Origin of the sequence: Aldersonia kunmingensis (assembly GCF_001646865.1) — a bacterium.
GTDB lineage: Bacteria > Actinomycetota > Actinomycetes > Mycobacteriales > Mycobacteriaceae > Aldersonia > Aldersonia kunmingensis.
The window spans coordinates 1-3306 of record NZ_LRRB01000320.1 but is presented as its reverse complement, the minus strand read 5'-3'; the positions used below and the strand labels follow the sequence as shown (position 1 = coordinate 3306).

At 68.6% G+C, this 3306-nt stretch carries 3 protein-coding genes and 1 pseudogene; all 4 read left to right on the top strand.

Features of this window, described 5'->3' with window-relative positions; genetic code table 11:
• Positions 1–498: 498 nt before the first annotated feature.
• Positions 499–1464, top strand: a pseudogene (locus tag A8G08_RS25620) (hypothetical protein); the annotation flags it as partial.
• Between the two features lie 2 nt (positions 1465–1466).
• A complete protein-coding gene (locus A8G08_RS25615) occupies positions 1467–2528 on the top strand; it encodes an HAD-IIA family hydrolase (RefSeq protein WP_157108805.1) in 1062 nt (353 codons plus the stop codon).
• Between the two features lie 11 nt (positions 2529–2539).
• Complete coding sequence (locus tag A8G08_RS25610) at positions 2540–2758, top strand: hypothetical protein (protein ID WP_068280697.1); 219 nt, start codon at positions 2540–2542, stop codon at positions 2756–2758.
• Position 2759: 1 nt separating this feature from the next.
• The coding region (locus tag A8G08_RS25605; RefSeq protein ID WP_068280695.1) for a TlyA family RNA methyltransferase at positions 2760–3306 on the top strand (547 nt) is incomplete at its 3' end.

The following is a 3306-nucleotide window of genomic DNA, read 5'->3' as shown; positions in this document are numbered from 1 at the left end:
GGGGACCCAGTACTGGGTCCCCTTTCGTCGTTATGTCGATATCTTTGATTTATTCGTTTGGAAAGGGGCTTTGTCGTGTCGGAGGATAACGACGGTCGCAAGCCATTCCGTCGCAATCCGCGCCCGCAGCCCGAAGGGGCAAAGGCCGGCGACGCTGACAACGCCACACCCGGATCGGATCGGCCGCGATCGGGATCGCGGCCCCGATACGACGATCGTGGTCCGCGATCGGATGATCGTGGTCGCGGCAGCAGTGATCGACGGTCGGATTCGCCTCGTGGACGCGACTCCGATGAACGGCGCTCCGGCGGCGATAAGCCTTGGCGTGGAAAGGATTCCACCGCCAGCGGTGCCCGCCGCAGCGACGATCGCGCGCCCCGTACCGGTGACGATCGCCCCGCTCGTGGTCGTGATGATCGCGGCGCCCGCGGCGGTGAAAGTCGCGGATACAACCGTGGAGACGATCGCCCCGCTCGGGGACAGGATCGCCCGGCCCGCAGCGGTGACGATCGTCCGGCTCGCCGGAGTGACGACCGTGGTGGCTACAACCGCGGCGATGATCGCCCAGCTCGTGGAAGTGATGGCCGAGGCGGGTACAACCGCAGCAGTGACGATCGTCCGGCTCGCCGGAGTGACGATCGTCCGGCCCGCCGGAGTGATGATCGACCCCGTCGGACCGACGACAGTGACCGTCGTGCCGGCGGGCCGCCGCCTCGGCGGCGTGGCGGCGAGGGTACATACGTACGTAGCGAAGGACCGGGTGCACGTGGCGGCGATCGTCGACCGCCGCGACCGGAAGAGCCGGATCTGCCGGAGGATATCCAGGCAGCCGACCTCGAGCCCGCTGTGCGCAGGGATCTCCTGAGCCTGGACAAGAGCAACGCTGACGCGGTCGCGCGCCACCTGATCATGGCTTCGCAGCTCATCGATGACGACCCGCAGCTCGCGCTCGCGCATGCCCGCGCGGCGCGTGGCCGCGCCGGCCGGATCGCAGTCGTTCGAGAGACCGCCGGTGTCACCGCCTACCATGCGGGTGAATGGGCCGAGGCACTGTCGGAGCTGCGCGCTGCACGCCGAATGGCCGGTGGCCCAGGACTTCTCGCGGTCATGGCCGACTGCGAGCGTGGGCTCGGCCGGCCCGAACGCGCCATCGAGTTGGGCCGCAGCGATGAGGCTCGCGAGCTCACCGGAGATGACGCGACCGAGCTGCGCATCGTGGTCGCGGGTGCCCGGATGGACCTCGGGCAGTTCGACCAGGCGGTCGTGACTCTGCAGACTCCTGATCTCGATAAGTCGCGGACGGGGTCGGCTGCGGCTCGGTTGTTCTACGCGTATGCAGACGCGCTCGTGGCTGCAGGTCGGATTCCCGATGGCCTCGAATGGTTCCTCAATTCCGCGGCCGCCGATCTCGAGGGTGAGACCGACGCCGAGGAGCGGGTCGCAGAGCTGTCCGGCGAGCAGTGACGGTGGATTCCGCCACGCGCCTGCGGGAGCAATACGAAGCGCTGCTGCTCGACTTGGACGGCACCCTCTATCTGGGTCCGCACGCGATCCCCGGCACGGTTGAGGCGTTGGCGCCGGGCTCGGAGCGCCTGCTGTACGTCACCAACAACGCCAGCCGCAGCCCGTCCGATGTGGCGGAGCACCTGCATGAACTGGGCTTCATCGCCACCAACGACGACGTCGTGACCAGTTCGCAGGCGGCGGCGCGATTGCTGTCGGAACGCGTCGACCCGGGCGCTTCGGTACTCGTCGTCGGCACCGAGGCGCTCGCGGACGAGGTCCGCCGCGTAGGGCTTGTCCCGGTGCGCAGCTTCGACGATGGACCGGCCGCCGTCGTCCAGGGGCATTCTCCGGAAACCGCCTGGCCGATCCTGGCCGAAGCCGCGTACGCGATTCGCGCCGGTGCGCTGTGGGTCGCCGCGAACACGGACTCGACCCTGCCCACCGAGCGCGGCTTCGCGCCGGGCAACGGGGCAATGGTTGCCGCGCTGCGCGCCGCCACCGGAGTCATTCCGCTGGTTGCCGGTAAACCCGCCGCACCGCTGCTCGAGGACGCGTTGCGTCGTGCCGATGGCGCATCCTCGCTGGTCGTCGGTGACCGACTGGACACCGATATCGCCGGGGCGAACGAGACCGGGTTGGACTCGCTGCTCGTCCTGACCGGCGTGAGCACCGTTGCAGATCTCCTGCGCGCAATCCCGGATGAGCGGCCCACATTCGTGAGCCGCTCGCTCGACGCGCTGAACTACCCCCTCGATACCGACGGGGACCGCGGGTGGCGTGCCGATCTCGACGGGGCACAACTCGTGCTGCACGCACCCGACGGCGCCACGCCCGAGGATCCCGCCGAGATCATCGCTGCGATCCGGGTAACCGTGCTCGCCGCATGGGCGAATCCGCAGTTCGGCGACCTCGTGGCCGGCAACAAGGCCGCCGAGTCCACCATCGCCACGTGGGCGGAGCCCGATCCCACCGGCGGTGGTCGGGCGGTTTCGCTACACGCGCATGCAGTGGGAATGGGCTAGCGTTGGCGGCGATGAACGCGCCTGTACCGCTGCCCGGCCAGCACCTGCGGACCGTCGAGCAACCGCTCGCGGATCCGGACCGTGTACGCGCCGAGGTCGACGAGTTGCTTTCCGGACTCGCCGCCGTCGACGCACAAATCGACGGCGAAACGATCCCACACCGCGCGCGGGTGCTCGAGCAGGCACATGACGTGCTAGTTCAGGCGCTTGCGACGGTGGACAAGATCTGAGGTGGTCCGCCGGGCACGAGTGGATGCCGAGCTGGTCCGGCGGGGACTGGCCCGGTCGCGCGAGCATGCCGTCGAACTGATTGGTGCCGGACGGGTGCTGATCGCCGGATCGGTGGCCTCCAAGCCTGCGACGGCCGTCGAACCGGGAACCCCACTGCTCGTCCGCGAGGAACCCGACGAAGTCTCGTGGGCCTCCCGCGGCGCTCACAAACTCCTCGGCGCACTTGAAGCGTTCGAACCTGAGGGTCTGGCCGTGAGTGATCGGCGCTGTCTCGACGCGGGCGCCTCCACCGGCGGATTCACCGACGTGCTGCTCTCGCGCGGTGCCAAGGAAGTCGTCGCCGTCGATGTCGGTTACGGCCAGCTGGTGTGGCGCCTGCAGTCCGACGATCGCGTCCACGTACACGATCGCACCAACGTGCGGTCGCTGAAGCCCGATGACATCGGCGGACCGGTTGACTTGGTTGTCACGGATCTGTCGTTCATCTCGCTGGGACTGGTATTGCCGGCGCTCGCGTCGTGTGTGAACCCCGGTGCCGACCTGGTGC